The following is a 25,064-nucleotide window of genomic DNA, read 5'->3' on the forward strand; positions in this document are numbered from 1 at the left end:
CCGGAGACGACGACGATGACCGAGGCGCACAGAGACAGCGGCCAAGCCGGGCAGGCCGTGCCGCAGACCCGCACGGCACGCCACCGCCGGATCGTGGACATCCTGAACCGGCAGGCCGTACGGTCCCAGAGCCAGCTCGCCAAGCTGCTCGCCGACGACGGGCTGAGCGTCACCCAGGCGACGCTCTCCCGCGACCTCGACGAACTCGGCGCCGTCAAAATCCGCACCAACAACGGCGAACTCATCTACGCAGTCCCCTCCGAAGGCGGTTTCCGTACCCCCCAGGCCCCCCTCGGTGAGTCCGTCAAGGAGGAACGCATGCGCCGCCTGGCCACCGAACTCCTCATCTCCGCCGAGGCCTCGGCCAATCTCGTCGTCGTCCGCACCCCGCCCGGCGCCGCCCAGTTCTTCGCCTCGGCCATCGACCAGGCCGAGGGGTACGACATCCTGGGCACCATCGCCGGTGACGACACCGTGATGCTGATCAGCCGCGACCCCAGCGGCGGCCAGGCAGTCGCCGATCACCTGCTGCGCCTGGCGGCGGGGGAGCGCTGAGCGCAGCGGACCGTGGTGCCTCGCGTGGCACCGAGCCCCAGGTGGCGACCACCGCGAGCAGGGCGAAGGCGCTGATGGCGTTGAGGCCGGCCGTCAGCCCGAGGCCGGTGACGAGGGCGGGGCCGCACAGGGCGCCGACGATGGCGGCGAGGGAGTCCACAGCGTAGAACAATGCGCCGACGCGGCCGAGCATCCAGGGCGGGGCGGGGCGGTGGACGTGGGTCTCCACAGAGACCGGCGGAATGCTCCCGGGGATGCCGAGCAGGGCCGCGGCGAGGACGGCAACCGGCAGGTCCGGTGAGTTGAACAGGGCGAAGAAGGAGCCGCCGATGGCGAGTTGGGCGGCGCCGAGCACATTGCGGACGCCGAACCGGGCGAGGGCGTGGCGGCCGACGGCGGCGCCGATGAGGTAGCCGGCGCCGAGGCCGGAGGCCAGGTAGCCCACGGCGTAGCCAGGGGCGGCGCGAACTCACCGAGCGCGATCCGGACCGGCTACTGGATCTGCTCCTGTTGTCGCGGACATGAGCGGAACCCGAACCGGAGTTCGGCCGTCCCATAAGCGCCCGGTGGCCGACCGGGAGCCGGACGGAGAGGATTCTCAGATGCCCAAGACGGTGTTGTCCCTGGTGGCGGTCGGTGCGGCCGCGCTGCTGGTAGCAGGTTGCGGGAGCGATACGGGCGGTGCGCACACATTGCCCGCCAAGGCGCAGTCCCCGTCGTCCGCCGCCTCGACGGGCCCGACGGCTTCGGCCTGCGCGGCAAGCGCCGAGGTGACGGTGACGGCGGCCGACAGCGGCCATGAGGTGTGCGTGAAGACGGGCGGCCGGGTGACTGTGCAACTGGCCGCGGGCTGGGCTCCGGTGACCGCGTCCGGTACGGCGCTGGCCAAGGCGTCCGGCACCGAGTTCAACGGCGCCAAGGCGGGGCGGGCGGAGCTCACGTCCTCGGAGCGGGTGTGCCCCAAGCCGACCGGCAAGGGCATGATGGGCTGCGGAGCGCTGCGCGGCTGGAAGGTGACCGTGGTCGTACGGTGAGGAGCCCGAGCCGGGTCAGGAGCCGAACCCTGTCGTCTGCCAGGTCGCGCCGTCAGCCGTGACGGCGAAGGCCTCCGCGCCGGGGAGCCGCTCCAGCCAGTCGCGGGCGCGATCGCCCATCGCGAAGGCGGCGGTGGCCCAGGTGTCGGCGTCGGTGAGGCTTCGGGAGACGACCGTGATCGAGGCGAGCGCGCTTTCCGGCGGCATGCCGGTGCGGGGGTCGAGGATGTGGCAGCCGCGTTCGGCCGGGCCTGAGGTGGCGATGGCGAGCTCACCGGAGGCCGCCTCGACGACGGTCGCCAGCTCACCGGGCCGGAGCGGGTGCGCGATCCCCACTCGCCAGGGTCCGCCGAGGAGCTGGATGTCGCCGCCCCCGTTGAGGCAGACGGCGTCGGCGCCGGCCGAGGCCATCATGCGGGCTGCGCGTTCCACGGCCCAGCCCTTGACCAGGCCGGTGGGGTCGAGCGGGCCGGCGTAGCGGGCGCTGAACCAGCCGTCGGTGAGGCGCTCGGCGTTGTCGCAGAGCGCCAGCACCTCCCGTACTTCCGGGTCGCAGTCCGCGAGGCCGAGATCGCCGCGGACCAGCCGGCTGAGCTGGCTGTCACTGCGGTACGCGGAGAAGACCTCGTCCGCGCGGTGCAGCGAGGTGACGGCCGCTTCGAGGGCCGCCCGGCTCCGGGGGGTCCCGGCTTCGGGGCCGCGTACGTCGAAGGAGAAGACCGTCCCCATGGCGTCCTCGACGTGGCGGAGCCGGGTGGTGGATTCTTCGGACACGGATGCCTCAGACACCGGCTTTGTCCAGAGCGCTCTGCAGCGACTGCTTGTACCCCGCGCTGGTGTAGCTGGCGCCGGAGACGGCGTCGATGGAGGCGCTCTGGGCGGTCACCGCCTCCTGGTTGAGCTTGGGCACCGCGTTGGCGTTGATCTGGTCGCTCTGGCCGCCGGTCGGGTGTTGTAGGGCGGTGGCGGCCGTGATCTTCGTACCGGTCATGGTGATCTCGACCTGTACGGGTCCGTACTGCGTCTGGGCGGTGTCCCCGGTGACGGAGCGGGTCACGTTCGCGGCAGCCGGAGCGGAGCTCTTCGCCGCCGCGGGTGCCGAGGCGGGTGCCGAGGCGGGTGCCGAGGCGGAGGCCGAGGCGGAGGCGGAGCCCTGGACCGAGCCTGCCGACCCCGTCGCGGCCGCGGACGCTGTCGGCGAGCCGGCCACAGCGCCGACCTGCACCGGCGCGGTGGCCGCGGCGGTGCCCGGCGCCGGTTGCTTGAGAGCGAGCATCAGGACGATGCCGGAGACGGTGGCAGCGGTGCAGAGCACCATGCGGCGGAGCGGATGCTTCTTCTTCACGGTACTCACACACTCACATTTCGAAGGACTCGTGGTGGATACGTGAGGACGGCACCCCGGCCTCACGCAGTACGGAGTACATCTCCTCCGCCATGCCAGGCGGCCCGCACAGGTACACGTCGTGCTGGTTGAGGTCGGGCACGCGCTTCTTCAGCCCGTCGGGGGTGATCTCCGGGCGGGAGCCGTCCGGCCCGTTGACGGCGTACATCAGCCGGGCGCCGCGGTCGTCGGCGATCGCCCGCAGCTCGTCCCACAGAGCCAGGTCCTCGGTCTTCTTGGCCCGGTACAGCAGCGTCAGGTCGCCGCGGTCCGCCGGCATCGTCTCGAAGAGCGCCCGCAGCGGGGTGATCCCGGCTCCGCCGGCGAGCAGCAGCACCTTGCCGCCCCTGCGCCGGGCGGCGGTCATCGCGCCGTAGGGCCCCTCGGCCCAGACCCGGGTGCCGGGCTTGAGGGAGGCGAGCGCCGAGCTGTGGCCGCCGACGGCCTTGACGGTGATACGGAGCAGCCCCGGCCGGGGCGCGGCGGACAGTGAGTACGGGTTCGAGCTGAAGCGCATCCCCGGCGCGAGGAACCGCCAGCGGAAGAACTGCCCCGCCTGCGCACCCAGCCGGTGCAGCTTCCGGCCCGTGATCAGGACCGAAACGATGCCCGGGGCCTCCTCGACCGTCGCCTCGACCCGCATCTGGTGCTTGAGGTTGAGGCGCACCGGCACCAGCAGCCGGTACCAGACCAGCAGCACGGTGACAGTGCCGTACATCACGTACCAGACGGTGCGGGCGGTCTGGTTGCCGATGAACTCCGCACCGGTGGCCAGCTGGTGCCAGAAGGTGAGGAAGACCGCGAGGTAGGTGAGAAGGTGCAGGTAGTACCAGGTCTCGTACTTCATCCTGCGGCGCACGGCACCCGCCGACACCAGGCCGATGATGATCAGCAGCACGGTGCCGATGGTCGCCTTGATCATGTCGGGGAAGGTCGTGACGACGGTCACAGTCTCACCGATGATGGCGGTATTGGCCTGGAGCGAGTACGCCCAGATCGTCAGCACGACATGGGCGACGACAAGACAGATCGCGTAACGGCCGCTCATGGCGTGCCAGCGTGCGACCCGGTCCGAGCCGACCCGTCGTTCCAGCGCGGGGATCCGGGCCATCTGGGCGATCACCAGGGCGATGGTGTAGCCACCGAGCAGGCCGGTGAGCCGCCCCGCGCCGAGCAGCCAGTCGTTGGTCCCGAGGGCGACGCGCGGGGTGTTGTTCCACCACATCCACAGCACCGCGACGGCTCCGGCCCAGGTCAGTGCCAGAAGCGGTACCGCGGGTGACCGCCGGGGGCGGATCGCCCTCTTGGTGGCCCGGCGTCCGGCCCGGGTGTTCTGCATCATCGTCACTGGTCTGCTTCCCTTCCCTCACCTGCCTCCCTGGACCCACCCATACGGCTCTCGCACGGGAATTGCTCAATCTCAGGCCTTGTCCAACGCACTTTGCAGCGATTGGACGTAGCCCTCGCTCGTATAGGTCGCCCCAGAGACGGTGTCGATGCTCGCGCTCTGTGCGGTTATCGCTTCTTGGGTGAGCTGCGGAACGGCGTACTGGGCGATCTCCTGGTCCCTGGGGTTCTCGGTGGGCACCTGGAGCACAGTCACCGCGCTGATCCTGGTGCCGGTGAGCGTAACCTGCACCTGCACCGGTCCGAAGCGGGTCTGGACGGTGTCACCGGTCACTTTTCGGGTGGCTTTCGTCTTCGACGAGGAGGACGAAGAGGGCGAAGAGGATGAAGAGGATGACTCGGACGGGGCTGCCGAAGAGGACACCGAGGCCGAAGGCGGCGTGGCCGACTGGATCTGCGCCACCACCGCCGGATGGCTGTGCGGCTTCAGGGCCAGCAGCAGGACGGCACCGGAGACGGTGGCGACGGTGCTCAGCAGGATGCGGCGCAGCGGACGCGTTCTCATCGGGTTCATCGGGGCTCACAGTTCGAAGGACTCGTGGTGGATACGGGATGCCGGCACCCCGGCCGCGCGCAGCGCGTCGTACGACGACTCGGCCATACCGGGCGGCCCGCACAGGTACACGTCGTGCCGGTCGATGTCCGGCAGGACCTCACGGAGCCCGGCCGCGGTGATCGGGGAGCGGGCGCCGTCCGGGGCGTTGACGGCGTAGTACAGCCGTGCGCCGCGGGCGGCCGCGATCGACTCCAGCTCGCCGCGCAGTGCGAGGTCCTCCGAGGTCCGCGCCCGGTACAGCAGGGTGAGGTCGCCGGGCCGGGCGGGCAGTGTCTCGAAGAGCGCCCGCAGCGGGGTGACCCCGACGCCGCCCGCGAGCAGCAGCACCTTCGGCCGGGTCCGGCGGGCGGCGGTCAGTGCCCCGTACGGCCCTTCGGCCCAGACCCGGGTGCCGGGCCGCAGCATCCCCAGCGCCGCGCTGTGGTTGCCGTTGGCCTTGACGGTGATCCGCAGCAGTCCGGGCCGGGGCGCGGCCGACAGTGAGTACGGACTCGACGTCCACCACAGCCCGGACTCCAGGAATCGCCAGCGGAAGAACTGCCCCGATTCGGCGGCCAGCTGTTCCGGCCGCCTCCCGCGCATCAGGATCGAGTACACCCCCGGCGCCTCCCGCACAACGGCCTCGACACGCAGCCGGTGCCGCATGTTCAGCCTCACGGGTACCAGCACCCGGAACCACAGCACCAGCGCCGCGACCCCGAGATACATGGCGTACCAGGCGTACTGGGCGGTTGTGTTCCCGATGAAGTCCGCGCCGTCGGCCAGTTGGTGGCCGAAAGCCAGGAAGATCGCCGCATAGGTCAGCACGTGCAGGTAGTACCAGGTCTCGTACGACACCTTGCGCCGGACCGTCCGCGCGGAGACGATCGCGACCGCGAGCAGGATCAGCGAGCCGATTGTCCCCTTGAGCATCTCCGGGTAGGTCAGCACGATCGTCTTCGTCTCGTGCACGAGGGAGGCGCGGTCCTGCACCGAGTAGCCCCACAGGATCAGCACGACATGCGCGGTCAGCAGGCTCAGCACATACCGGCCGCCCATGGCGTGCCAGCGCGCGACGCGGTCGCTGCCGATCCCGCGCTCCAGCGCCGGCACCCGCGCCATCAGGGCGACGAGCACAGCGCAGCCGTAGCCGGTGAGCAGCCCGGCCATCCGGCCCGCCCCGATCAGCCAGTCCGCGGGGCCGACCACGGACGCGGTACTGGTCCACCACAGCGCGAGTACGACGGCGGCGCCGCCGTAGATCAGCGCGAGCACCGGTCCGGCGGGCGTGCGAGGGGCACGCTGCGTGGGCGGTGCGGCGTGCTGTCGGGCCGCCGTGCCGCCGCGGGTGGTGGCCAAGATGTTTCCCCTTCCGGTCCTGCGGGAGCCTCACTGTGCCAACCGAACCTCTGAACCGGCTCTCAGCGCGGCCCGCCGCCCCTGGCCCGTACGCACCCGCCCGGGCGGCGCCCGCCACCGGCCTCGACGCCGCCCAGCCCACACCCCCCGCCGGGTCCGCCGGGACCGGACCCGCACTCAGGGGAAACTCAGAGGGACCGGAGGTCTACGCCACTCCCCTGGTAGTGGATCCTGTACGGACCATGGAAATCCGCCGCGCCGCATCCGCCCGCCCCCTGCACGCGCTCACCCGCCCCGACGGCACCCCGGTCCGGGTGCTCGTCGTGGACGATGAACCTGACCTCGCCGAGGTGCTCTGCGGCGTGCTTCGCTACGAGGGCTGGCTGGTGTGCGGTGCCACCGACGGCGCCTCCGCGATCGCCGCCGCCCGCGACTTCCGGCCGGACGCGGTGCTCCTCGACGTCATGCTGCCGGACTTCGACGGACTCCAGGTGCTGCGCAAGCTCCGTGCCGAGCAGCCACACGTCTGTGTGCTCTTCCTCACCGCGCGCGACTCCGTCGAGGACCGCATCGCCGGAATCACGGCGGGTGGCGACGACTACGTCACCAAGCCGTTCAGCCTGGAGGAGGTCCTGGCCCGGCTTCGCGGGCTGCTCCGCCGGGCGGGCATGACCCGCGCGCTCACCGACGAGTCGCTGCTGGTCGTCGGCGGCCTGGTGATGGATGAGGAGGCCCGCGAGGTCACCCGCGACGGCGAAGCGGTGGAGCTGTCGCCGACCGAGTTCGAGCTGCTGCGGTTCCTGATGCGCAACCCCCGGCGGGTGCTCAGCAAGGCGCAGATCCTGGACCGGGTCTGGTCCTACGACTTCGGCGGCCAGGCCCATGTCGTGGAGCTCTACATCAGCTACCTGCGCAAGAAGATCGACGCCGGACGGACCCCGATGATCCACACGGTGCGCGGCGCGGGCTACGTACTGAAACAGGCGGCCCAGTGAAGCCCGGCAGGGCGACCATCGCGCGACTGCGCCCGTTCACCCTGCGCTCCCGGATCACGGTCGGCATCGTGGTGCTGCTCGCGGTCAGTTGCGCGGCGGTCGGCGTCGCCGCGTTGCTCACCCTGCGCAGCACCCTCGCAGAACGGCTCGACGAGCAGCTCGCCGACGGCGGCGGCCGCTTCCCGGCCAGCCTGGAACACCGCGCTCCCGTCAATTCCGGCCACCACGAACCCGACGGCGATGAGCATCCCGACACCCGCAACCAGGCCCCCGGCACCTTCGGCGCCCGGCTGCTGGACGGCCGGGTCACCGACGGCGCCGTGGTCCGCTCCGGCACCGACACGAGCGTCACCCTGACCGGCGCCGACAAGGCCGTGCTCGCCGCCGTCCGCGTCGACGGGCGGTCCCACAACATCGAGCTGTCCAAGCTCGGCGACTACCGGGTCCGCGCGGTGGACGGCGCCGACGGGGACGTACTGATCACGGGCCTTCCGCTGAGCGGCGTCGAGGAGGCGGCGCACCGGCTCGAATGGGTCGAGGCCGCGGTCTTCGGCATCGCTCTGGCCGCCGCCGGCATCGCCGGGGCGTTCTGGGTCAGCTGGTCACTGCGGCCGCTGCGCCAGGTGGCCGCCACCGCGGTCTCCGTCACCCGGCTTCCCCTGGACAGCGGTGAGGTCGCACTCCCGGCGCACGCCCCCGACACCGACCCGCGCACCGAGATCGGCCAGGTCGGCACCGCGCTCAATCTGATGCTCGGCCATGTCGAGGACGCCCTGTCCAAGCGCCATACCAGCCAGGAGCGGCTGCGCCGCTTCGCCGCCGACGCCAGCCATGAGCTCCGTACGCCGGTCGCGTCCATCCGCGGCCACACCGAGCTCGCGCTGCGCCATCCCGGGCCGGTGCCACCCGAGGTGGCCCGGGCTCTGGAGCGGGTGGCCGCCGAGTCAGCCCGCATGGGTGAGATGGTGGACGACCTCCTCCTGCTGGCCCGCCTCGACGCCGGGCGCCCGCTGGAGCGCGAGCCCGTGGACCTGACCCGGCTCGTCCTGGACGGCGTCGACGACGCCCGGGCGGTCGGCCGCGACCACCGCTGGCTGCTCGATCTGCCCGAGGAGCCGGTCATCGTGCCCGGCGACGAGCACCGGCTGCGCCAGGTCGTCGGCAATCTGCTGGCCAACGCCCGGCTGCACACCCCGGCCGGGACCAGGGTGACCGTCCGGCTGGCGGACGGTCCCGGTTCAGTGGTCCTCACGGTCGGCGACGACGGCCCAGGGGTGCCGGAGGAGATCCGGGCGACGGTCTTCGAGCGATTCACCCGAGCCGACCGCCGCCGCCCCGGCCACCCGGGTGGCGGCGCGGGTCTTGGCCTTTCCATCGTGTCCGGCGTGGTCGCGGCGCACGGCGGCACGGTGCGCCTGGACAGCCGTCCCGGCGCCACGGAATTCACCGTGATCGTGCCGAGTGGGTGACATGCCCTTACAAATGGCGGGCGGATACGGGTGCCGTGCGGGCGGCAGTGGGCCGACACGATTGACGAACCATGCGGCGGAGTGCATACTTATGCCAATCAGCGTATGCACCTGAAGGAGAGCCCCGTGACCGAGCGCGTCGTACTCGCCTACTCCGGCGGTCTGGACACGTCCGTCGCCATCGGCTGGATCGCCGAGGAGACCGGCGCCGAGGTCATCGCCGTCGCGGTCGACGTCGGCCAGGGCGGCGAGGATCTGGACGTCATCCGCAAGCGCGCGCTCGCCTGCGGCGCGGTCGAGGCGGAGGTCGCGGACGCCAAGGACGAGTTCGCCGACGAGTACTGCCTGCCGGCGCTCAAGGCGAACGCGCTCTATATGGACCGTTACCCGCTGGTCTCCGCGCTCTCCCGGCCGACCATCGTCAAGCACCTCGTCGCCGCCGCCCAGAAGCACGGCGCGTCCGTCGTCGCCCACGGCTGCACGGGCAAGGGCAATGACCAGGTCCGCTTCGAGGCGGGTATCTCCTCCCTCGCCCCCGAGCTGAAGTGCATCGCCCCGGTCCGGGACTACGCCATGACCCGCGACAAGGCGATCGCCTTCTGCGAGGCGAAGGACCTCCCGATCGTGACCACCAAGAAGTCTCCGTACTCCATCGACCAGAATGTTTTCGGCCGCGCCGTCGAGACCGGTTTCCTCGAGGACATCTGGAACGCTCCGATCGAGGACGTCTACGAGTACACCGAGAACCCGGCCACCCCGCGTGACGCCGACGAGGTGGTCATCAGCTTCCGCAAGGGCGTCCCGGTCGCCATCGACGGTCAGCCCGTCACCGTCCTCCAGGCCATCCAGCAGCTCAACGAGCGGGCCGGCGCCCAGGGCATCGGCCGGATCGACATGGTCGAGGACCGGCTCGTCGGCATCAAGTCCCGGGAGATCTACGAGGCCCCGGGCGCGATCGCGCTGATCACCGCCCACCAGGAGCTGGAGAACGTCACCGTCGAGCGCGAGCTGGCCCGCTACAAGCGGCAGGTCGAGCAGCGCTGGGCCGAGCTGGTCTACGACGGCCTGTGGTTCTCCCCGCTCAAGCGGGCGCTGGACGGCTTCATCAACGAGGCCAACGAGCACGTCTCCGGTGACATCCGGATGGTCATGCACGGCGGCCGTGCGGTCGTCAACGGCCGGCGCTCGGAGGAGTCGCTGTACGACTTCAACCTGGCCACGTACGACACCGGCGACACCTTCGACCAGTCGCTGTCGAAGGGCTTCATCGAGATCTTCGGCATGTCGTCGAAGATGGCCGCCAAGCGCGACCTGGCGAAGTAGGCCGCCCGGCAGCAGCGCTGTCACGCACATCCGTCGCCTCCCTGCCTCGCCGGCCGGGAGGCGGCCGTACATCACCCAGTCACGAGGAGCAGCAGTGAGCAACGGCAACACCGGCGACGTCCGGCTCTGGGGCGGCCGTTTCGCCGACGGACCGTCCGAGGCGCTGGCCAGGCTCTCGGCCTCTGTCCACTTCGACTGGCGGCTCGCGCCGTACGACATCGCCGGCTCCCGGGCCCACGCGCGCGCCCTGCACAAGGCGGGCCTGCTCACCACCGACGAGCTGGAGCGCATGGCGGCCGGGCTCGGCCTGCTCGAAGCCGATGTCGCCGCCGGCACCTTCACCGGCACCGTCGCCGACGAGGACGTGCACACCGCCCTGGAACGCGGCCTGCTGGAGCGGGTCGGCCCCGACCTGGGTGGCAAGCTGCGGGCCGGCCGGTCCCGCAACGACCAGATCGCCACCCTCTTCCGGATGTACCTGCGCGACCACGCCCGCGTCATCGGCGGCCTCATCGCCGAGCTGCAGGACGCCCTGGTCGGCCTCGCCGAGGCCCACCCGGACCTCGCCATGCCCGGCCGCACCCACCTCCAGCACGCCCAGCCGGTGCTCTTCGCCCACCATGTCCTCGCGCATGTCCAGGCCTTCTCCCGGGACGCGGAGCGGCTGCGGCAGTGGGACGGGCGAACAGCTGTCTCGCCCTATGGTTCCGGCGCGCTGGCCGGGTCGTCGCTCGGCCTGGACCCGGAGGCGGTCGCCGCCGACCTCGGCTTCGAGCACGGCTCGGTCGGCAACTCCATCGACGGTACGGCCTCCCGGGACTTCGCCGCCGAGTTCGCCTTCATCACGGCGATGATCGGTGTGAACCTCTCCCGTATCGCCGAGGAGGTCATCATCTGGAACACGAAGGAATTCTCCTTCGTCACCCTGCACGACGCCTTCTCGACCGGCTCGTCGATCATGCCGCAGAAGAAGAACCCCGACATCGCCGAGCTGGCCCGGGGCAAGTCCGGCCGCCTCATCGGCAACCTCACAGGTCTGATGGCCACGTTGAAGGCCCTTCCGCTCGCCTACAACCGCGACCTCCAGGAGGACAAGGAGCCGGTCTTCGACTCCTGCGACACCCTGGAGGTCCTGCTTCCCGCCTTCACCGGCATGATGGCCACCCTCACGGTCAACGGCGAACGCATGGAGGCGCTCGCTCCGGCCGGTTTCTCCCTCGCCACCGACATCGCCGAATGGCTGGTCAAGCAGGGCGTCCCCTTCCGGGTCGCCCATGAAGTCGCCGGCGAGTGCGTCAAGGTCTGCGAGTCCGAGGGCATTGAGCTCGACCGGCTCACCGATGACCAGTTCGCCAAGATCTCCCCCCACCTCACGCCCGCCGTACGCTCCGTTCTCAACGTACCCGGCGCGCTCGCGTCCCGCGACGGGCGCGGTGGGACGGCGCCTTCGGCTGTCGCCGTGCAGATTGCCGAGGTCAAGGCCGACTTGGCGGTCCAGCACGGCTGGGCTGCGGCCAAGCGCAACGCGTAGCCCCGCGGGCCGGCGGCCGGCGTTGTGCCCACTCTCCCCCATAGCCTTAAGGGCATGGGAGGTGCCCCCATCGCCCTGCGGCACGCCTGCCCACAACCAGGTGACAATTAATTTCAGCCCGCCGGGCGCCTGCGGACCGGGGCCCGGGGCGGAGCCCCGGCAACACCGCCAGCCGTCCGGCGTTCGAGGACTGGGGGTCCCCCTACGCCCTGCGGGCGTGGGGGCGGGTCTGGGGCGGAGCCCCCACGCTCGTACGGCCGAGCCCTCAGCCGGGCACCCGGAAAACCCAGGGCCACCCCGCCTACTGCCGGGCCCTCTAAGCTCATCGGAGACGCTGAAGCTGCCCCCCGAGCTGGAGGCGGACCTCTCGGCGGCCATCGGCCAGATTTCCCCCGGCCCGAACGGCCGGTCCTTATCGCCTATGACCCGCCCGGCACCATCAACTCCCCGGCCGCCCCAACCCCGGCATGACCGAGTGGGGCGGCCAGCACCCGCCGAGGCCTGTCGCCGGGTTCGGCGCCTGCCCGCAAGCTCATGGCGGTAGCGGGGCCCGGCCCAGGCCGGAAGCGTGTCGCAGGGTTCAACGGGTGAGTGGGTGGGTGGGAAAAACGGCGCCCGGCCCAGCGCAGCGTCAGGCGGCCTTGGCGTGTTCGGCGGTGGCGGCAGCGGCAGCCGACTTGGCCTTGGTGGCGTACACGTCGACGTACTCCTGCCCGGAGAGCCGCATGACCTCGCTCATGACCTCGTCGGTCACCGCGCGCAGCACGTAGCGGTCGCGGTCCATGCCCTCGTACCGCGAGAACTCCAGCGGCTTCCCGAAGCGCACCGTCACCTGGCTGATGCGCGGCCTGCCGCTGCCGCCCGGCTGCACCCGGTCGGTGCCGATCATCGCGCAGGGCACGACGGGCGCGCTGGTCATCAGGGCCAGCCGGGCGACACCGGTGCGGCCCCGGTAGAGGCGGCCGTCGGGGGAGCGGGTGCCCTCGGGGTAGATGCCGAAGACCTTGCCCTCGTCCAGCACGCGGCGGCCGGTCATGAGCGCGGCGACGCCGCCCCGGCCGCCGTCGCGGTCGACGGGGATCATGCCGGCGGTGGTGAAGAATGCGGCCATCAGCCGCCCCTTGAGCCCGGGGGTGGTGACGTACTCGTCCTTGCCGATGAAGAAGACCTGCCGTTTGACGACCAGCGACAGGAACAGCGAGTCGAGGAAGGTGAGATGGTTCCCGGCCACGATCACCGGACCGCTCTCGGGGATGTTCTCCGCGCCCTCGACCTTTGGGCGGAACAGGACGCGCATGAGGAGCCCGAGGATCGCCTTGAGGATGATGCGGGACAACGGGCCCTCCGGTCGTGGTCGGCGAAACACCTGAACACCTGAAACACCTGGACACTGAGGACCATACTTCCGCCGACCGGTCGAACGCACGCCGGGTTCACGCGATCGGTACGCAGTGTTGACCCGAGTTTCCGCCGCATTCCGGCCAACGACACCTGCCTGAAAGCCGTACTCGCCTACGATGCGCGGGTCGTTGACAGAGGCCCGACACCCGTTCGGCCGAACCCCGGGAGCGCGCATGACGCATGACCAGCAAGGGACCCGGGAAGGGACCCCGAGGGGGACCCGGCAAGGGACGGCGACGGCCGTGGGACGCCGGGCGCTCCTTGGCACCGCGGCTGCGGCGGGCGGGGCGGTGCTGGGGCTGCCGGGCACGGCGAGAGCAGCATCACACGGGGACACGTACAAGCTGCCGGTGCCCGCGATCATCGGACACCGGGGCGCGAGCGGCTACCGCCCGGAGCACACCTTCGGCTCGTACCAGCTGGCGCTGGACCTCGGGGCGGACGTCATCGAGCAGGACCTGGTCCCCACCAAGGACGGCCACCTGGTCTGCCGTCATGAGCCCGAGATCGGCGGCACGACCGACGTCGCGAGCCACCCGGAGTTCGCGGACCGCAAGACCACCAAGACGATCGACGGCATAGTGGCCACCGGGTGGTTCACCGATGACTTCACCCTCGCCGAGCTCAAGACACTGCGTGCCGTGGAGCGCGTCCCGTCCATACGTCAGCGCAATACGCTCTATGACGGCCGCTGGGAGATCCCGACCTTCGAGGAGGTCCTGAAGTGGGCCGACGAGCAGGGCCGCAAGCGCGGCAAGGCCGTCTGGCTGTACTCCGAGACCAAGCACCCGACCTACTTCCGGAAGGCCGGCCTCGGCCTGGAGGAGCCGCTCGCCAAGCTGCTGCGCCGCTATGGGCGGGACCGTGTGAACTCCCCGCAGTTCCTGGAGTCCTTCGAACCGGGCAGCCTGCGCCGGTTCGGCGCGCTCGGTGTCGGCGCCCCCAAGATCTTCCTCCTCGACGTGGCCACCAGCCGTCCGTACGACTTCGTGGACTCCGGCGACCCGCGCACCGTCGCCGACCTGATCACGCCGGAGGGGCTGAAGTGGACCGCGGGCTTCGCCCAGGGCATCGGGCCGACACTGCTGCTGATCATCCCGCGCGACGCGGCGGGCAAGCTGGGTACGCCCACCAAGCTGGTGCGTGACGCCCACGCCGCCGGGCTGGTGCTGCACCCGTACACGATGCGGAACGAGAACGTCTTCCTGCCCGCCGACTTCGTCAAGGGCACCGACGCGAACGCCTATGGTGACGCTTTCGGGGCGTTCAAGGTCTACTTCGAGCAGGGTATCGACGGGATCTTCTCCGACAACGCCGACACCGCGCTCCTCGCCCGCGAGGACTTCGTCAACAGCAAGTGATCCGGGTACCGCGCACGGGTGGTTACCCCGGCCGGTAGCAACCGCCTGGCGTGGCCCACACGTCCCGCCGGGCATGCTGTACGACGACGAACTCACCCGGCTCCGCCCGTTATTGGCCGCAGAGGCCGCCGCGGAAGCCGTCCCCGGCGGTATCGAGGCCGCCGATCTCGAACAGGCCGTCTGGCTGCGGCTGCTCGAACTCCCCGGTAGTACGCCGCCGTCGGACACGGCGGCCTGGCTGCGCGCCGCGGTCCGGGCGGAGGCCCGCCGGGCCGCCCGGCGGGTCCGGCGGGAGGTGCGGTACCCACCGGGCCGCGATCCGGTGGCCGAACACGGGCGGACAGCGGAGGAAGCAGCGCTCGACGCCGAGCGGCTGCGGGCGGTTCGGGCCGCCGTGCGGCGGCTGCCCGGCCGGTGTCCACAACTGGTTATAGCGCTTATGTCCCATTCCGATCCCACATACCGGGAAATCTCCATGGAGTTGGGAATCTCACAGGGCAGTCTGGGGCCGATGCGCTCGCGTTGTCTGGGATGTCTGCGTTCGATGCTCGTGCCGGAGGTTGCATCGCACGTACGACGGGGTAAGGCACGGTAAACACTTGGCGGCAAAGCGCGCGTGGCGCGTTCGGAAACGGTTGCATGCGGGTATCGCACCCCATACTCCATCTCCGGGCGGTTGTGCGATCATCGGCGCCACGGAGGCGGCGCGGAGCTGCGTCGGCTCCAATTCAGGGCACACGTCCCGGGCGCAACCCTCACCCTCCCGCGCCCGGGCGGACTCGAAGGGGAGGCCTGCGCACATGGGCATGAGCGTGACCATCTCTACGGCGAAGTCGGACGACGCCGAGAACATCCTCAAACTCCAATACCTCTGCTATCAGACCGAGGCCGAGCTGTACGGCGACTACAGCATCGAACCACTCACCCAGACCCTCGAAACGCTGCGTGCGGAGCTCGACGGGGGCACGGTACTGGTGGCCCGGCTCGGCGACGAGATCGTCGGCTCGGTACGCGGCGCCGTGGACGACGACGGCACCGCACGCATCGGCAAGCTGATCGTCCATCCACGCATGCAGCGGCACGGCCTCGGCGGCCGGCTGCTGCGGGCGCTGGAGGAGCGGCTGGCCGACGAGAGCGAAGCCAAGCGGTACCGGCTCGCGACCGGCCATCGCAGCGAGATCGGCCTGCGGCTGTACCGCAAGCTCGGCTACACCCAGATCGGCACCGCGGAGCACGTCAGCCGCCGACTGAGCATGGTCACGCTGGAGAAGTCGGCCTCGGTCTACGCGGCCAGCGCCTGAGTGACCCGCGTGCGACGCCCGGCCGGTGCTCCGGGCACCGGCCGGACGGCTGCCGTCGTGGCGGGGAGTGTCGTTCCCGCCGCGACGGCGAGAAACCACCACGGCTCCGCCCGGCGGTCCGCCGCGCCTGCTACTGCTGCCGCCCCGACCGGCGCAGCCACAGCAGTCCGCTGATCGGGACCACCACGGGCAGGAAGAGATAGCCCATGCCGTAGTCCGACCACACGGTCTGGTCGGGGAATGCGGACGTGTCGACGATGGTCAGCGTCCCCACGAGGAGCACCCCGAGCAGCTCGGCCGAGCAGCTCACCAGGGCGACTTTGCGGGCCGCCTCGCCGCCGCGCCACAGCGCGACCGTGATCACCGCATAGACGATGCCGGCCACCAGGGACAGCACATACGCCAGCGGGGCCTCGCTGAACTGCATGATGATCTGCACGATCGACCGCGAGAGCGCGGCAACCGTGAACACCCCGTAGAGCGAGAGCAGCAGCCGCCCCGGCCCGCGGCCGATCCCGGTCTGTTGCACTGCCGGTGCGGTCTCAGGCACTTATGCCTCCCCAGATGTCGAACAGCCGTACTTCCAGTACGGCCAGGATCACCCCGCCGGCCGCGACGATCGCCGAACCCCAGCGGGTGCGCTCGGTCAGCGACATGAAGGCTGCCGCCGGAATCGTGCACGCGGCCCCGACCAGATACGCGACGAAGATCACTGTGCCGTCGTGGGGTTTCTCGCCCGCCGCCAGCTTCACCACGCCGATCACCGTCTGGACCAGGGCGAGCACGGTCACGACGGCCATGCCGATGAAGTGCCAGTCCTTGGTCGGCTGGTCGCGGAAGGTCGCGAAGCCGCACCACGCTGCGAGCAGCAGCGCGGCGACGGAGACCGTGATGGTGACTGCGTCGAGCATGCCCCGACTCTATTACGGGTAAGGATGCCCGCCGCGACCGGCCGGGCCGGCCGCCCTCTCTGTCACCGTGTCCCGCATCGCGTCCGGAATCCGGACAGTCTGACCGGATATTGGGACGTCAGTGACGGAAGGTGCCGGCGCGGGCCGAGCCGGCGCGGCGCCGCGTGCCGCCCGCAGCCGTATCGGCATGGTCTTCCAGCACTTCAACCTGCTGTCCTCACGCACCGTGCAGGGCAATGTCGAACTGCCGCTGGAAATCCTCGGCCTCTCCGGCAGGGGCCTCTACTCGCACAGGATCAAGTCCGCGGACCCGCGGACGCTCTCAAGAGCGGCGCTACCGTCGCCCTCGCCGACGACGCCGTCAACGAGGGCCACGGCCTGAAACTGCTCGCCGCCAACGGCCTGATCACCCTCAAGAACGGCGTCGGCGACGACGCCACACCGGCCGACATCGCCAAGAAAGAACTACCAGGGCTCGGTCCTGCCGGTCGTCCCCGGCAGCTAGTGCCTGTCCGGCCGGACAGGCACTAGGACGGCTTCCGGGACTTCGTACGCCGCACCCAGTACACATCGGTCGTGTAAGGCATTTCGATGTCGCCGTGACCGCGCGTCGCGTCGTGCGCGCCGAGGACCGTACCGACCTCGGCGCGCACCCGTTCCTGCTCCGCCGCGCTCAGCACCGCGATATGGCTGGACGACATCATCCGCTCCACCACATCGGTGACCGTCGTCGAATGCGGGTTCGGCCAGTGCCGCTCCTCGATCCGCGACCAGCCCGGCCGGGCCCGGAAGGCCTCGCGCCAGCCGCCGTCCAGCGGACTCGGCAGATCGCGCGGCGCCAGCCGGAACACGATGTCCTGGTAATCGCGCACCCACGGCACCGAGGTGTCGTACGTATTCCACACGAGCGCCAGCGCGCCGCCCGGCCGTAGCAGCCGCTCGACCTCCGCCAGCGCCTCCGCCTCCTGGAACCAGTGCCAGGACTGCGCCGCCACCACCGCGTCCGCACAGCCGTCCGGCAGTCCGGTCGCCTCCGCGGTGCCGGCCGTCACCGAGATCCCCGGCAGCAGCTCGGCCAGCCGCTCGCGCATCTCCACCACCGGCTCCACGGCGGTCACCTCGGCTCCGGTCAGCGCCAGCAACCGGGTGAACTTGCCCGTGCCCGCGCCGAGGTCCACCACGGTGCGCCCGGCCTGCAACGGCAGCGCGTCGGCGAGCTCGGCGAGCGCCGCCATGGGGTACGAGGGGCGGGAGCGCTCGTACACGCCCGCGGCCTTCTGGTATCCGACTCCTGCTGCGTGGTGCACCGTCACGCGGGCTGACGGTAGCAGGAGAGTATGACATCAGTAGTAACGGACCTGCGGAAAGAGAAGGAACAGGCCGCCAACTTCAGGCCGGACAGGAACGCTTACCCGTACTCTTGAGCGATGGCCGCGGCGTCCTTGCCGCGCCCCTGCCCCGCAGGTGACCCGGCCGATGTTGCATGCTGTGCTCACACACGTGCCCTGGCTACGGAGCGTCGAATGACCACCTTTCCGGACATCTCCATCAGTACGGAGCGGCTGGTGCTGCGCGCGTACGAGGACACGGACATCCCCGAGCTCACGGACATGATGAACGACGACCTCGTCACCGCCTGGACCCCCGTGCCACAGCCCTACACCGAGGCCGACGCCCGCGCGTTCGCCACCGAGTTCGCGCCCGCCGAGCGAGCCGAGGGCCACGGCATCGTCTTCGCCGTAACCGAATTCCTCACCCAGCGGCTGGTCGGGACCGTCCATCTCCAGCACACCGACTGGCGGACAAGGGCCAGCACCATCGGTTACACGACGGCCGCCTGGGCGCGCGGTGAGGGATACGCCTCCGAGGCCGTGCTCGCCGTCGCCCAGTGGCTCTTCGACGACCAGAAGTTCGAGCGGCTGGAACTGCGCACCGCCGCCGACAACACCGCCTCCCAGCAGGTCGCCCAGAAAATCGGCTGCATCAGTGAGGGCGTGCTCCGCAATGCCGGGATCGTACGCACCCGGCCGGACGAGGAGCCGGCCGGCCGCTGGGCGGAGGCCCGGACCGACCTCATCGTCTGGAGCCTCCTCCCCGAGGACCTCGACGGCCCCGGCGACCGCAGCACGGGCGGCACCGACTACGCCTTCGCCGACTGGCGCTGACCGGGGGCCGTTGTCCGGCCGGTACATGATCCTGGGTAGGGTGCTCTCCCCGGGGGCTTCTGTTCCATGCCCCGGCACCTATGCGACACGCCCAGGAGGCTGACGACGATGGCCGACCGGGTCACGGTGATCGGGTGGGACGGCTCACCCCCGACCGAGGGCGCGCTCTCCGCGCTCGGCGCGGCCACCCTGGTGGCCGGCACCCGGCACCATCTGGCGCTGCCCCAGGTGCCGCCGCACGCCGAGCGGATCGTCCTCGGCTCGATCGAAATCGTCGCCCGCCGGATCGCCCAGCACCGGGGGAGCGCGGTGGTCCTCGCCGACGGTGACCCCGGCTTCTTCGGCGTCGTACGGGCCCTGCGTGCTCCCGAGCACGGGCTCGAGGTCGAAGTCGTCCCGGCCGTCTCCTCCGTCGCCCAGGCCTTCGCGCGGACCGGGATGCCGTGGGACGACGCCTGCGTGGTGGTCGCGCACAGCCGGACCCTCCGCCGCGCCGTCAACGTATGCCGTGCCTACCCCAAAGTCGCCGTGCTCACCGCGCCCGGCGCCGGGCCCGCCGAACTCGCCCTGATGCTCGAAGGGGTGCACCGCACCTTCGTCATCTGCGAGGCGCTCGGCACCGAGCAGGAGCAGGTCACCGTCCTCACCTCCGACAAAGTCGCCGACCACACCTGGCGGGACCCGAACGTGGTGCTCGTCATCGGCGGCACCTCATCGGCGGCCCCCGTCGTCGCCGGGCGCGGCGGCTGGATCGCCGGACGCGACCCCGGATTCCCCGGGCGGGTACGGGGCTGGGCGCTGCCGGGTGAGGAGTACGGCTCCGACGCCGGTGCCGCCGACAGCCGCGCGCCGCTGCGGGCGCTCCAACTCGCCCGGCTCGGCCCGCGCACCGGCGACCTGATGTGGGACATCGGCTCCGGCAAGGGCGCGGCCGCCGTGGAGGCCGCGCGGTTCGGCGCGGCGGTCATCGCCGTCGACCGGGACGCGGACGCCTGCGGGCGGACGGCGGCGAGCGCCCGCCGCTTCGGCGTGCAACTGCAAGTCGTGCACGGCAACGCGCCCGAAGTGCTGGAAAATCTTCCGGAACCGGACATCGTGCGGATCGGCGGCGGGGGAGCGGAAGTCGTCGCCGCGTGCGCCGCCCGCCGCCCCGAACGGATCGTGGTGAGCGCCGGTAATCGCGACGAGGCCGAGGCTGTCGGCCAGGCCCTCGAAGAAGGCGGATTCGCTGTCGTACGGGCCCTGTTGCAGGATGTCGAGCTCGACTCCGAGTGGTCGGAGAGCGAGCGGACGGTGGTCTTCACACTGTGCGGGTACCGCAGGTGAAGCGCCGCATTGCGCCCGTATTGCGGAGAACCCCCTAAGAGGTGCGTCGGGGCGGCTGCAGGGTAGGCTTGCGGACCGTTGTGCCGTCGTAGTTCGTTGACGGGTCGTCCGGAACGCCCGAGGCTGACGTGCCGCTTGCAGCGGACGCTCGTTCTCGCTGTGGGCCGTACGCGCGGCGCGGCGCTGGAAGGAGCGATACCGATGGGCGAGGGGCACGCATGACTGACACCGGCCAGGTCCCCGGCGAGGGACTGCCGGAGAACGCAGGCGAAGAAGCGGTTCTGCAGCCGCACGCCGAACGTCCCGGCAATATCGGCATTTCCGGCCACCCCGGCAATCCTGAGCAGCAGCCGACGGTCCCCCCGTGGGGCTCCGATCCGCTGGCCGCACAGGCACCTCCCGCTTACGCCTTCCTCGACCAGCAGCCGGTCGTCGAGGAGGAGGAGGACCTGCTCATCATGCCGGGCGTCCAGGGCTCCTGGAGCGATCCGCAACCGGTGCCGCCGCCGGCGCCGCTGGGGGTGCCCTTGCCGGTCCCCGCCTCCGCTCCGATAGCGGACCTGGCAGTGGATCAGGGTCCGGGCCCCGCTGCGGACCCGGCCCTCGCCGAGGCTCACGAGACGGGTGGCCGGGACTCCGGCCCCGTTGAATTCGACTACTCGACGGCCCGGGCCCCGCAGCCCGTAACGCCCACCCCCGTGGCGCCCGTCGTACCCGAGCCCGTCGCGCCGCCCCGGCGGCCGCTGCACATGGGCCCCCCGATGCCGGATCCGGCCACCGGTGGTGTCGTGCGCTCCCTCGCCGACCGCGGCCCGACCCCCGCGGCCCAGCCCCCGGCTCCCGCGCCCGCCGCCGCGCTCGTACAGCCGGCCCCGGTACGGCAGCCCGGTCCGCCCACCACAGGCCCGGAGTACTTCGACGTTCCGCAGGCCGAAACGCTCGCCCCGATCCCCGCCCAGCATCCGGGGGAAGCTTCCCCCGGCCCGGCAGCCCCCGAGCCCCTGGACGCGGGCTTCCCCGGCCTCCCCGCCCCGGGCGCCGCCTGGCCTTCCCCGGCCGTTGCCGAGGAACAGCCGGCGGGCATTCCGGCACCGGCCGCTGAAACGTCTCCCCCCCAGCCGGCGCCGCCTGTGGAGCCCACCGCTCTCGTCGGCGCCGCGGAGCCAGGCATTCCGGCCCAGGCCGTGCATGCCGGGTTGTTCCAACCGGTCGAGCAGCTCAGTGAGCCGGTGGCGCCCGAACTCCCCGTAGCCGAGCCGGAACCCGTATCCGCGGTCCCCGTGCCGGACCCCGTGGCGCCCGAGGCCCTCGCCCCGGAGCAGCCGCCCGTCGCGCCTGTGGCGGAGGCGGCGGCTGAGCCCACGCCCGTGCCGGTCGTCGCCGGCCCCGACACGACGCTGCCCTTCGGCCTGCACGCCGTCACTGATGACGTCGCTGAGGCGCCGGAGGCCGTGGCAGTCGTCGAAGAACCGGTCGTCGAAGAACCGGCTCCCGAAGAGCTGGTCACCGTGGAGCCCCTGGCCGCCGCACCCGAGCCCGAAGTCACCGTCTCTCCCGACCCTGCCGAGCCGGTCTCCGCTCCTGCCTCCCCTGACGGACTCGCCTCTGACGAGGTGACACAGGCTTCCGAGACCGAGGCGACCCCTGAACCGGCGGACGGCGGCCGCCCGGCCGCGGAGGGCTACGACAGCGCCGTACGCGATGCCGTACACCGAGTCATCCGCGAGCGCCGCGACATCCGCAACGGCTTCCGCGACGACCCGATCCCGCACGAGGTGCTCATCCGCGTCCTGGAGGCGGCCCACACCGCGCCGAGCGTGGGTCACTCGCAGCCCTGGGACTTTGTCGTCATCCGCTCCGACAAGACCCGCGAGAAAATGCACGAACTGGCGACGCGCCAGCGCGACGTCTACGCCAAGTCGCTGCCCAAGGGACGCGCCAAGCAGTTCCGCGAGCTGAAGATCGAGGCGATCCTCGACACCCCGGTGAACATCGTGGTGACGGCCGACCCGACCCGTGGCGGCCGGCACACCCTCGGCCGCTACACCCAGCCGCAGATGGCGCCGTATTCCTCGGCCCTCGCCGTGGAGAACCTCTGGCTCGCCGCTCGCGCCGAGGGCCTGGGCGTCGGCTGGGTCAGCTTCTTCGACGAGCGGGAGATGGTGCGTGAACTCGGCCTCCCCGAACACCTCGAGGTGGTGGCCTATCTGTGCGTCGGATACGTCGATGAGTTCCCTGAAGAGCCCGAGCTGATGCAGGCCGGGTGGTCCCAGCGACGCCCCCTGGCGTGGGTCGTGCACGAGGAGGAGTACGGGAACCGGGCACTGCCCGGCGAGGAACCGCACGACCTGCTGGAGGAGACCCTCCGCGGGATCCGCCCGCTCGACGCCAAGGCACTCGGAGAGGCGTGGGAGCGGCAGAAGCGGATGACCAAGCCGGCCGGCGCGCTCGGCATGCTCGAAATCATCTCCGCGCAGCTGAGCGGTCTTTCGCGGCAGTGCCCCCCGCCGATCCCCGAGCCCGCCGCCGTCGCGATCTTCGCCGGTGACCACGGGGTGCACGCCCAGGGCGTCACCGCCTGGCCCCAGGAAGTCACCGCCCAGATGGTCGCCAACTTCCTCGCCGGCGGCGCGGTCGTGAACGCCTTCGCCAACCAGGTCGGCGCCGAAGTGTGCGTCATCGACGTCGGCGTCGCGTCCGAACTCCCGGGCACCCCCGGGCTCCTGCCGCGCAAAATCCGGTACGGTACGGCCGACTTCACCGCCGGGCCCGCGATGTCCCGCGAGGAGGTGCTGCGCGCCATCGAGGTCGGCATCGAGACCGCCCGGGACCTGATCGCGGCCGGCAACCGGGCGCTGTTGACCGGCGAGATGGGCGTCGCCAATACGACGACCTCGGCCGCCCTCATCTCCGTCTACACGGGGGTCGATCCCGCCGAGGTCACCGGGCGTGGCACCGGCATCAACGACGAGATGCACGCCCGCAAGGTCGACGTCGTCCGGCGGGCCCTGGAGCTGCACCGGCCCGATCCGGCCGACCCCATCGAGGTCCTCGCCGCCATCGGCGGCCTGGAGCATGCCGCGATGGTCGGGCTGCTGCTCGGCGCCGCCTCCCTGCGTACACCCGTCATCCTCGACGGCGTCAGCGCCGGCGCGGCGGCCCTCGTCGCCCGCGCCATCGCGCCGGAAGTACTCGCGGCCTGCATCGCCGGGCACCGCAGCGCCGAGCCGGGGCACCGGGCCGCACTGACCAAGCTGGGGCTCCGGCCACTGGTCGATCTCGACCTGCGGCTGGGGGAGGGCACAGGGGCGCTGTTGGCGCTGCCGCTCGTGCAGAGTGCTGCGCGGGCTATGCATGAGGTGGCGACGTTTGACTCCGCGGGGGTTACCGAGAAGGGGTGATTTCCCGCCCACCCGCCCGTTGCTCGGCACCGTAAGGTTGCCGCCTCCTGGCGGGTGCCGGGAGTGGGGCGGGGGTGGGCCCTAGCGGGCGGCGCTGCAATCGGTTTGCGGCTCCGCCGCGTGGTCGCCCGCCCTGTTCCTCGCCGGCTCGGAACTGGGCGGTCTGCGCCGCTTTAGTGCCCGTACGGGCCCAACCCCGCCCCACCCCCTCCGGCCGTTGGCCGACTTTCGGGCCGGGGGGAAAGACGGCTCATCGGGCTGCCCGGCGTCGTTCCGGGGGCGGGTCTTAGGGTTGTTGCCAATGTTCTGTTTCATCTGAGGAGCCGCACTGCCATGGACCGTAACGACGTGCCCGCCTACCCGGTCGGGCTGCGGCTTTCCGGGCGCCGTGTGGTGGTCCTGGGGGGCGGGCAGGTCGCTCAGCGGCGGCTGCCGTCTCTGGTGGCGGCCGGCGCGGACATCGTCCTGATCTCGCCGTCCGCGACGCCGTCCGTTGAGGCGATGGCCGATGCGGGCGAGCTGCGGTGGGAGCGGCGTGGGTATCGGGCCGGGGATCTGGACGGTGCCTGGTATGTGGTCGTCGCGACCGGTGACGCGGAGGCCAACGCTGCTGCTTCGGAGGAGGCGGAAGCCCGGCGTGTGTGGTGTGTGCGCAGCGACGACGCGGACGCGGCGACGGCGTGGACTCCGGCCACCGGGAGGAGCGAGGGCGTCACTGTCGCCGTTTTGACCGGGCGGGACCCGCGGCGTTCGGCCGCGGTGCGCGATGCGGTGGTGGAGGGACTGCGGGACGGGACGCTCATCGCGCCCCGGCACCGGGGCCGTACGGCCGGTGTCGCGCTGGTGGGCGGGGGACCGGGGGATCCGGACCTGATCACGGTGCGGGGGCGGCGGCTGCTGGCCGAGGCCGATGTCGTCATCGCCGACCGGTTGGGGCCGAGGGATCTGCTGGACGAGCTTCCGCCGCATGTGGAAGTGATCGATGCCGCCAAGATTCCCTACGGGCGTGCGATGGCCCAGGAGGCCATCAACGCCGCACTGATCGAGCACGCCAAGGCCGGGAAGGCTGTCGTCAGGCTCAAGGGTGGCGATCCGTTCGTCTTCGGACGAGGTATGGAGGAGGCCGAGGCGCTGGCCGAAGCCGGTATCCCGTGCGAGGTGGTGCCTGGCATCTCCAGTTCGATCAGCGTGCCGGGCGCGGCGGGGATCCCCGTGACGCACCGAGGGGTCGCCCATGAGTTCACGGTGGTCAGCGGGCATGTCGCACCCGACGATCCGCGGTCGCTCGTTGACTGGGGCGCACTGGCGAAGCTGCGGGGCACACTCGTCATGCTCATGGCCGTGGAGCGCGTCGGTGCCATCGCGGCTGCGCTGATCGAGCACGGTCGTGGGGCGGACACTCCGGTGGCCGTCATCCAGGAGGGCACGACCGCCGCACAGCGCCGAGTCGACGCCACGCTTGCCACGGTCGGCCAGGTCGTGACGGAAGAGGCGATACGGCCGCCGGCCGTCATCGTTGTCGGCGAGGTCGTCGCCGTCGGCAGGGGTATCCGTCGGTAACAGCTCTTGACCCCGGCGTTGGCACCACACCCAGGACAAGGCAGTA

24 protein-coding genes and 1 pseudogene are annotated in these 25,064 nt (G+C 71.2%); 15 read left to right on the top strand and 10 right to left on the bottom strand.

The features are described from left to right. The first annotated feature begins 15 nt into the window (after window positions 1-15). Complete coding sequence (locus FCI23_RS06275; RefSeq protein WP_136722443.1) at window positions 16-555, top strand: arginine repressor; 540 nt, start codon at window positions 16-18, stop codon at window positions 553-555. Here the strand turns inward: FCI23_RS06275 and FCI23_RS06280 are convergent. Further along, on the bottom strand, window positions 485-1,000 hold the full coding sequence (locus tag FCI23_RS06280) for an MFS transporter (RefSeq protein WP_136722444.1): 516 nt from the start codon (window positions 998-1,000) through the stop codon (window positions 485-487). The genes FCI23_RS06275 and FCI23_RS06280 overlap by 71 nt on opposite strands. 157 nt (window positions 1,001-1,157) lie before the next feature. Here FCI23_RS06280 and FCI23_RS06285 point away from each other — a divergent pair, with 157 nt between their 5' ends. Continuing rightward, complete coding sequence (locus FCI23_RS06285; protein WP_136722445.1) at window positions 1,158-1,589, top strand: hypothetical protein; 432 nt, start codon at window positions 1,158-1,160, stop codon at window positions 1,587-1,589. Between the two features lie 15 nt (window positions 1,590-1,604). Here FCI23_RS06285 and FCI23_RS06290 read toward each other — a convergent pair whose 3' ends face one another. The 5 genes from FCI23_RS06290 to FCI23_RS06310 form a co-directional block, all read right to left on the bottom strand. Continuing rightward, window positions 1,605-2,318: an FAD:protein FMN transferase gene (locus tag FCI23_RS06290; RefSeq protein WP_136722578.1), complete on the bottom strand. Its 714-nt coding sequence runs from the start codon at window positions 2,316-2,318 to the stop codon at window positions 1,605-1,607. 52 nt (window positions 2,319-2,370) lie between these two features. Then, on the bottom strand, window positions 2,371-2,943 hold the full coding sequence (locus FCI23_RS06295) for an FMN-binding protein (RefSeq protein ID WP_322973808.1): 573 nt from the start codon (window positions 2,941-2,943) through the stop codon (window positions 2,371-2,373). 4 nt (window positions 2,944-2,947) lie between these two features. Continuing rightward, window positions 2,948-4,315 (bottom strand): ferredoxin reductase family protein, encoded by a 1,368-nt coding sequence (locus FCI23_RS06300; protein WP_136722580.1) that lies wholly within the window; start codon window positions 4,313-4,315, stop codon window positions 2,948-2,950. A gap of 78 nt (window positions 4,316-4,393) precedes the next feature. Further along, window positions 4,394-4,885, bottom strand: a complete 492-nt coding sequence (locus FCI23_RS06305; protein WP_407645933.1) for an FMN-binding protein — start codon at window positions 4,883-4,885, stop codon at window positions 4,394-4,396. A gap of 15 nt (window positions 4,886-4,900) precedes the next feature. Continuing rightward, window positions 4,901-6,274: a ferredoxin reductase family protein gene (locus tag FCI23_RS06310; protein ID WP_136722447.1), complete on the bottom strand. Its 1,374-nt coding sequence runs from the start codon at window positions 6,272-6,274 to the stop codon at window positions 4,901-4,903. A 242-nt stretch (window positions 6,275-6,516) separates the two neighbouring features. Between FCI23_RS06310 and FCI23_RS06315 the strand changes: the two genes are divergently transcribed. The 4 genes from FCI23_RS06315 (at window position 6,517) to argH (ending at window position 11,592) form a co-directional block, all read left to right on the top strand. Next, on the top strand, window positions 6,517-7,269 hold the full coding sequence (locus FCI23_RS06315) for a response regulator transcription factor (protein ID WP_136722448.1): 753 nt from the start codon (window positions 6,517-6,519) through the stop codon (window positions 7,267-7,269). Then, window positions 7,266-8,738: a sensor histidine kinase gene (locus tag FCI23_RS06320; protein ID WP_246143426.1), complete on the top strand. Its 1,473-nt coding sequence runs from the start codon at window positions 7,266-7,268 to the stop codon at window positions 8,736-8,738. The genes FCI23_RS06315 and FCI23_RS06320 overlap by 4 nt, the downstream gene beginning before the upstream one ends. A gap of 126 nt (window positions 8,739-8,864) precedes the next feature. After that, window positions 8,865-10,061 carry an argininosuccinate synthase gene (locus FCI23_RS06325; protein WP_136722449.1) on the top strand — a complete coding sequence of 399 codons (1,197 nt, stop codon included), beginning with the start codon at window positions 8,865-8,867 and terminating at the stop codon, window positions 10,059-10,061. A 94-nt stretch (window positions 10,062-10,155) separates the two neighbouring features. Continuing rightward, complete coding sequence (gene argH / locus FCI23_RS06330) at window positions 10,156-11,592, top strand: argininosuccinate lyase (protein ID WP_136722450.1); 1,437 nt, start codon at window positions 10,156-10,158, stop codon at window positions 11,590-11,592. Between the two features lie 631 nt (window positions 11,593-12,223). Here argH and FCI23_RS06335 read toward each other — a convergent pair. Then, a complete protein-coding gene (locus FCI23_RS06335; RefSeq protein WP_136722451.1) occupies window positions 12,224-12,928 on the bottom strand; it encodes a lysophospholipid acyltransferase family protein in 705 nt (234 codons plus the stop codon). Window positions 12,929-13,166: 238 nt separating this feature from the next. On the opposite strand from FCI23_RS06335, the gene FCI23_RS06340 reads away from it, so the two are divergent. The 3 genes from FCI23_RS06340 to FCI23_RS06350 all read left to right on the top strand — a co-directional run bounded on the left by FCI23_RS06340 (window position 13,167) and on the right by FCI23_RS06350 (window position 15,655). Continuing rightward, a complete protein-coding gene (locus FCI23_RS06340; protein ID WP_136722452.1) occupies window positions 13,167-14,354 on the top strand; it encodes a glycerophosphodiester phosphodiesterase in 1,188 nt (395 codons plus the stop codon). Between the two features lie 73 nt (window positions 14,355-14,427). After that, window positions 14,428-14,949, top strand: coding sequence for a sigma-70 family RNA polymerase sigma factor (locus FCI23_RS06345; protein ID WP_136722453.1), 522 nt, complete (start codon window positions 14,428-14,430; stop codon window positions 14,947-14,949). Between the two features lie 205 nt (window positions 14,950-15,154). Then, the gene (locus FCI23_RS06350) at window positions 15,155-15,655 is read left to right on the top strand and encodes a GNAT family N-acetyltransferase (RefSeq protein ID WP_136722454.1); all 501 of its coding nucleotides are present in this window, start codon (window positions 15,155-15,157) and stop codon (window positions 15,653-15,655) included. A 130-nt stretch (window positions 15,656-15,785) separates the two neighbouring features. Here FCI23_RS06350 and FCI23_RS06355 read toward each other — a convergent pair whose 3' ends face one another. Together FCI23_RS06355 and FCI23_RS06360 are read right to left on the bottom strand one after the other, a co-directional pair. Next, complete coding sequence (locus tag FCI23_RS06355) at window positions 15,786-16,205, bottom strand: hypothetical protein (protein ID WP_136722455.1); 420 nt, start codon at window positions 16,203-16,205, stop codon at window positions 15,786-15,788. After that, window positions 16,198-16,566 carry a hypothetical protein gene (locus FCI23_RS06360; protein WP_136722456.1) on the bottom strand — a complete coding sequence of 123 codons (369 nt, stop codon included), beginning with the start codon at window positions 16,564-16,566 and terminating at the stop codon, window positions 16,198-16,200. Before FCI23_RS06360 ends, FCI23_RS06355 begins: the two co-directional genes overlap by 8 nt. A 121-nt stretch (window positions 16,567-16,687) precedes the next feature. On the opposite strand from FCI23_RS06360, the gene FCI23_RS63595 reads away from it, so the two are divergent. Beyond that, entirely contained in the window at window positions 16,688-16,948 is a 261-nt protein-coding gene (locus FCI23_RS63595) for a hypothetical protein (RefSeq protein ID WP_407645935.1), read from the top strand. Continuing rightward, window positions 16,942-17,097: pseudogene (locus FCI23_RS63600) on the top strand (hypothetical protein); the annotation flags it as partial. The gene FCI23_RS63595 and the pseudogene FCI23_RS63600, both read left to right, overlap by 7 nt. Here the strand turns inward: FCI23_RS63600 and FCI23_RS06370 are convergent. After that, entirely contained in the window at window positions 17,094-17,879 is a 786-nt protein-coding gene (locus tag FCI23_RS06370; RefSeq protein WP_211265226.1) for a class I SAM-dependent methyltransferase, read from the bottom strand. The pseudogene FCI23_RS63600 and the gene FCI23_RS06370 sit on opposite strands and share 4 nt — an antisense overlap. 210 nt (window positions 17,880-18,089) lie before the next feature. Here FCI23_RS06370 and FCI23_RS06375 point away from each other — a divergent pair, with 210 nt between their 5' ends. The 4 genes from FCI23_RS06375 to cobA all read left to right on the top strand — a co-directional run bounded on the left by FCI23_RS06375 (window position 18,090) and on the right by cobA (window position 25,018). Further along, window positions 18,090-18,731 (top strand): GNAT family N-acetyltransferase, encoded by a 642-nt coding sequence (locus tag FCI23_RS06375; RefSeq protein WP_136722457.1) that lies wholly within the window; start codon window positions 18,090-18,092, stop codon window positions 18,729-18,731. 108 nt (window positions 18,732-18,839) lie between these two features. Further along, window positions 18,840-20,057, top strand: a complete 1,218-nt coding sequence (cbiE, locus tag FCI23_RS06380) for a precorrin-6y C5,15-methyltransferase (decarboxylating) subunit CbiE (protein ID WP_136722458.1) — start codon at window positions 18,840-18,842, stop codon at window positions 20,055-20,057. Window positions 20,058-20,275: 218 nt separating this feature from the next. Then, window positions 20,276-23,458, top strand: coding sequence for a nicotinate-nucleotide--dimethylbenzimidazole phosphoribosyltransferase (cobT, locus tag FCI23_RS06385; protein WP_136722459.1), 3,183 nt, complete (start codon window positions 20,276-20,278; stop codon window positions 23,456-23,458). Between the two features lie 333 nt (window positions 23,459-23,791). Next, window positions 23,792-25,018: a uroporphyrinogen-III C-methyltransferase gene (gene cobA, locus FCI23_RS06390; RefSeq protein WP_136722460.1), complete on the top strand. Its 1,227-nt coding sequence runs from the start codon at window positions 23,792-23,794 to the stop codon at window positions 25,016-25,018. The last annotated feature ends 46 nt before the right edge of the window (window positions 25,019-25,064 follow it).

It is taken from the genome of Actinacidiphila oryziradicis (assembly GCF_005047355.1).
In the GTDB taxonomy this organism is placed as follows: domain Bacteria; phylum Actinomycetota; class Actinomycetes; order Streptomycetales; family Streptomycetaceae; genus Actinacidiphila; species Actinacidiphila oryziradicis.